At 61.0% G+C, this 5,262-nt stretch carries 4 protein-coding genes; all 4 read right to left on the bottom strand.

What is annotated here, in order from left to right:
* A partial coding sequence (locus JNL55_RS01175; protein WP_293848416.1) for a gamma-glutamyltransferase family protein occupies positions 1-1,095 on the bottom strand: 1,095 nt, incomplete at its 3' end.
* Positions 1,096-1,160: 65 nt separating this feature from the next.
* On the bottom strand, positions 1,161-2,399 hold the full coding sequence (locus JNL55_RS01170) for an EAL domain-containing protein (RefSeq protein WP_293848414.1): 1,239 nt from the start codon (positions 2,397-2,399) through the stop codon (positions 1,161-1,163).
* Between the two features lie 118 nt (positions 2,400-2,517).
* Positions 2,518-3,432 (bottom strand): MBL fold metallo-hydrolase, encoded by a 915-nt coding sequence (locus tag JNL55_RS01165; RefSeq protein ID WP_293848412.1) that lies wholly within the window; start codon positions 3,430-3,432, stop codon positions 2,518-2,520.
* Between the two features lie 21 nt (positions 3,433-3,453).
* Positions 3,454-5,262, bottom strand: a 1,809-nt coding sequence (locus JNL55_RS01160; protein WP_293848410.1) for a TonB-dependent receptor, incomplete at its 5' end; no start/stop codon positions are given.

Below are 5,262 nucleotides of genomic sequence, written 5' to 3'. Positions count from 1 at the left end.
CACGACCGGCCGCTCCAATCGCGACGAGGCAGTAGCGCGCTCAGGATTGACGGACGCACGCCAGTTGACGCCGTATTTCTTGTCCGCCAATTCGAGCACCGGCAGATTGCTGAATTCCGGATCGCCGAGGACTTGGGCGCGATCGTAGAACGCACGGCGGTAACTCTCAGTGACCAAATGAATCGCTTCGGCCGAGCCGAAACCAGCCTTGGCGATATCGAAGCCTTCCAGAATGTTCAGCGTCTCGATCAACGCGATGCCACCAGAAGACGGCGGCGGCGCACTGATGATCTCGTTGCCACGATACGTGCCACGCACGGGCGTGCGCTCGACGACCTCGTAGTTCTTCAGATCTTGCGCAGTGATCAGACCACCGCCCTGCTTCATGAAGTCCGCGATCTCGCGCGCCATCTTGCCGTTATAGAACTCATCGGGATCGGCAACGATGCGTTCCAAAGTGCGTGCCAGTTCCGGCTGCTTGAGCAAATCCCCCTGGCGCCAGCCTTTGCCGCCATTCTGGAAGATGCGCTTGGAGTCCGGGAACGTAGCCATGTTCTTGTCGTTGGTGAGCGTACGCGCCTCCGCCCAATCCAGCTCGAAGCCTTCGCGAGCCAGCTTGATGGAGGGTGCCACCACCTGCGCCAGCGACAACTTGCCGAACTTTTTCTGCGCGTGGACCATGCCTTTGACCGAACCGGGCACGCCGACGGCCAGATAGCCGATACGGCTCAGCGACGGGATCACATTGCCCTGCTTGTCCTGGTACATGGTGCTGGTGGCTTTGCCCGGCGCCTTCTCGCGGAAGTCGAGAAAGTGGGTTTCGCCCGAGTTCATGCGAACCAACATGAAACCGCCGCCACCCAGATTACCTGCCGCCGGATGTACGACTGCGAGCGCGAAACCAGTCGCGACGGCGGCGTCGATGGCGTTGCCGCCCGCTTTCATCATTTCCACGCCGGCCTGCGACGCCAGCTCATGCACGCTCGCGACCATGCCATTGTCGGCACGCTCGGGCTGCATCCCGCCGCCCGCCGAGCACAGTGGCGCGACGATGAGGGCGAAAACGAAGAGAAAACAGCGGAATTGCAACTTCATGCGGAGGGCCTGTTCAGCGCGGGAGCCCGCGCATTGTGCCGTACTCCGCGGCTACCCGCGAGGTTTCAGGATCCAGCCGCGCACAAGCGGACGAGTTGCGAAATGTCGGTGGGACGGCCGAGCAAATAGCCCTGCCCTCGGGTCGCGCCCAGCGACCTCAGCGTTGCCAGCTCTGCAGGCGTTTCCACGCCTTCGGCAACGATGGTTGCGTAGGTCTCGCGAGCGAAAGCGATCAGCGCCGAAGCGAGCGCGCGACGCTTGGGATCGCTGTCGATGTTTCCTGTCAGACTCATGTCGAGCTTGATCAGGTCGGGCTGGACATTGAGGATGTGCCGCATGCTCGCGTAGCCTGCACCGGCATCGTCGATGGCGACGCGCACGCCCAACGCACGTAGCGGCGCCAAGTGATCCAGAAAGCCTTGGTAGTCCTCGACATCGTCGTGCTCGGTAATTTCCAGCACCACCCGGCTCGCATCCACCTTCGCCAACAGCAGTTTCAAGCCAGGATCGGCAATGGTTTCCGGCGAAGCGTTGACGGCCAGATACAGCGGCGCCGGCAACACGCTCAAACTTTCCAAGCCCTTCGCGATGGCACGCAATTCCAGTTCGGTGCGCAGCCTCACCAGCGACGCTTCGGCGAACCATTTATCCGGCGAACGCGGCGGTTCGCTACGAAAGCGCGACAAACATTCGGCGCCGACGATCTGCTGAGTCTGCAGGTTATAAATCGGTTGGTAGACGATGCCGGGATCGTCACTGGCCAGGGCCTCGACGATGCGCTTTTTCTTGTCGTCATGAGTGCGCGCCTGCTCCAGGTCGCGATCGATCTGATCGGCGAGCAGATCCGCGAACGCGCGCATCATCTGTAAATCGCGTTGGCTCAAGGAACGGTCGGCGAAAAAACTGAAACAACAGAACGTGCCATAGACGCTGCCGTCGGCCAGGCGGATGGGCACGCTCAGATGCGAACCGATGGGAATCGCTTGAGTCTCCGGTAACGCCAGCGCGCGAGGCTCTTCGGCGGTATCGGGAATGAACTCCGGCAGGCGCCCGTCGACCACTCGTTGACAGTAGCCAACCTCCAACGGCGCGGCATCGCCCGGGTGAATGGGCGTGCTCGCGAGCGCATCGACGTGCCTGAAGACACGATCGACATCGCGGAACTCGGAGACGAACGCCACGTCCATCCCGAGATGGGTGCGCACCGCATGTAGAACTTTATCGACGGTCCCCGTGCCGATGCTCGGCTTGGCCGGCTCGGCTAGCACGCCGGTCAGCGCGCTCTCTGTGGTTTGGACTGCCATCTCCCGCTTCCGTGATCGAACTCGCGCTAGTCATAGCGTTTTTCCACGGTGGATCGCAAGACGGAACACCGCAACGGCGGCGCTCATGGGCGGCCAAATACGAAAAAAAATGCCGTATTTACCGGTGTAATTCCGGACTCAGTTGCAGCTCCGGGTAGGCCAGCCGTGCCTCGGGAGCCGTTAACATTCGTTGGTAATCGTCGCTGGCTCGCTGCCGAGCTACGCGCCAGGCCACTGGATCGAGCTGAATTCGTAGCTGCTCGGCCGCTTCCTGTCGCAACTGCGCGGACTTGGCTTCGAGCCATTGCATTATGTCCGCACGACTTCGCAGCTCGCCGCCATGGGGATCGAATGCAAGATCCGCAGGCAGTTCCCTCAGCACACGCAGGCCATCAGCATAATCACGCAAGCGATTAGGATATTCCTCGGCGAAAAAATCACGACCGCGATACTGCATCGTGGAGTCGAGCAACAGCAGGTCCTGCGCCCGCCCCTCCCGATCCACACGTAGCGCCCAGGTGGTCGCGCCGGCGGTGTGCCCGGCCGTGCGATAGGCCGTTAACGTGACGCCCCCGAGCCGCACCTGAGCGCGATCCTGGAGCACTTCATCCACCGGGCACGGCTCGGTTATCTTCACCGAGATCCCATAGTCATTGGCCAGGCCGGTGCGTAGCGCTCGTTGATCGCCATCCATGATGGACACTGTCGCGCCGGTGAGCCGGCGAATCAGCGCATGCCCACCGACATGATCGGCATGCGCGTGACTGGCCAGCAGCAGTTTGATGTCTTCGAATCGAAGCCCCAGCACAGCCATCTGCGCCCGGATCGTCGACGGCTTCAACGCCGCGTTGCTCGCTTCGGAACTGCCGCTGTTGATCAGTATGTTGCCTTCGGCAGTCGTCACAACGAATGCCGTGTCCGCATCGGTGCCCAGCCGATACAGATTGCTCGCAACTTGCTCGGGAACAGCGGCCCCGCTATCCAGCGTTACGAATGCCAGAAGGACTGCGCCCTGAAAAATACGAGACAGCATGACGCGGCTCCGGCAACCAGCTCAGAATCGATACATCAGCTGCATGCCGATGGTCCGCGGCTGCAATCGATAGCCGAAGTAATCGAAGCCGAGCGGACGCAAGCCGCGCCAGGTGAAAGCGTCTTCGTTGGTCAGATTGCGCACGTACAGATCGATATCCATTTGCGCAATCGTCAGCCGCGCCGAGGCATCGACCTTGATGTAGTCGCCGGCCTGGGTCTGTGCGGATTCGAGTAGATCGCCATAAAAGCTGCCGACGTAAATGGAGTCGGCTCGCACGTAGCCTTCATAGCCCGCGATGCTCAACGCGTACTGCACACCGAGGTTGGCGTTGACCCTGGGTGAGCCAGGCAAGCGATCGCCTTTGAAAGCATTCTGTGCCGGCACGTCTTCGGTGAGCTTGGCGCGCACCGACGATGCGCCGATATCGATGCGCAGCGCCTTGGTGACATACGCATTCGCCTGAAATTCCACGCCCTCGGAGATCGCACCGCCCGCGTTGGCATTGTACGCCAGACCGCAAGGTGCGCGAGTACGAAATGGCACGCCAGTCCAGTCGATGCGATACACCGCGCCGGACAATGACAATCGCCGGTCGAGCAACATGAACTTGCCGCCGAGTTCCAGGCTGTCCAACTCATCCGAGCGAGTGTTCAACGTATCCGCCATTCGGACGCTGGTGCCATCGACGATTCCGTCGCCATTGACATCGCAGCGGCCCGCGGGCAACCCCGATTGCGGCTTGCCAAGCCGAAAGCCTTGCGACCATCCGGCATAGACCATGGCGTCTTCACGCAGTGAGAAGCTCACGTTGCCGCGATAACTCGCTCCGGAGGCCTGTGCGTCTCGTCGCGTAGAAACATCGCCTAGCAATGCGCCTGTGCTATTGACCGTGCCAGTGCGGTCGTAGTCGTAAGCTCGTGCACCGCCGGTGATGGTGAGTCGCGGCACCGGCCGCCATGACACTTCGGCAAAGCCTGCTTTTTGTTTCAACTTGCGACGGTCGAGATATTCACCCAGATTGATATCGTCGCCATACACGTTGGTTTCGGGGCTGCCGAACCAGTAGTAGTCGTTGAAATAGCGATCATCGAGTTCTTCGGCATAGACACCCGCCAACACATTCCAAGCGCCATCGAAGCGTGTGGCGATCCGCAGCTCGCCGCTGGTCTCGCGATGATTGCTCAGCTCGGAGGACGAATACGCATCTGGAAAGCCCGAAGAGGAAGAGGAAGTGCTGTCAGTGTCGCTCTCGATGTGAGACACCGTGGCCAGCACACTGCCCCAGCCGAGTTCGTACTCAGCCACGAAATTGGCGAGTTCGATGTCGGTGTCGTAAATGCCACCATGCTCGCCACGCCGCACATGCTGTGGAGCCACCTGGGCAATGGATTGATCGTACAGGCCGGTCTCGGCTCGCCCCTCGCCATCCATTTCGGTCTGCTGTTTGACCAAGGTCACGGTCAGCTTCAACGCATCGCTCGCCTGGAGCAGCGCTGCCAAACGACCGCCTTGGAAACGCGCCGTACCGACCTCGTCTTGATCGGCAGCAAACGCTTCCGCGTCGTAGTTGGACAGCTCGGAGCGAAACGCAGCGTCCGAACCGGCACGATTACGATAGAAGCCGCTGTTCTCGAATCGATAGCCCGAAGCACGCAGCGCCAGCCGATCTTCAATCAACGGCAGATTGCCGGTTGCTTGAACCATGGTGTTGTCGCCACCGGTGCCGGAAGTCACGGAGTAACCGACGCCGACCTTGCCCTCGGCGGCATTCAACTTCGGCGCCACCGGAATGGTGCGCACCGCGCCGCCGAGCGAAGAGTTACCGAA

The sequence above is a fragment of the Steroidobacter sp. genome (assembly GCF_016790065.1).
In the GTDB taxonomy this organism is placed as follows: Bacteria; Pseudomonadota; Gammaproteobacteria; order Steroidobacterales; family Steroidobacteraceae; genus Steroidobacter.
This window is presented reverse-complemented; position numbering and strand designations above follow the sequence as displayed.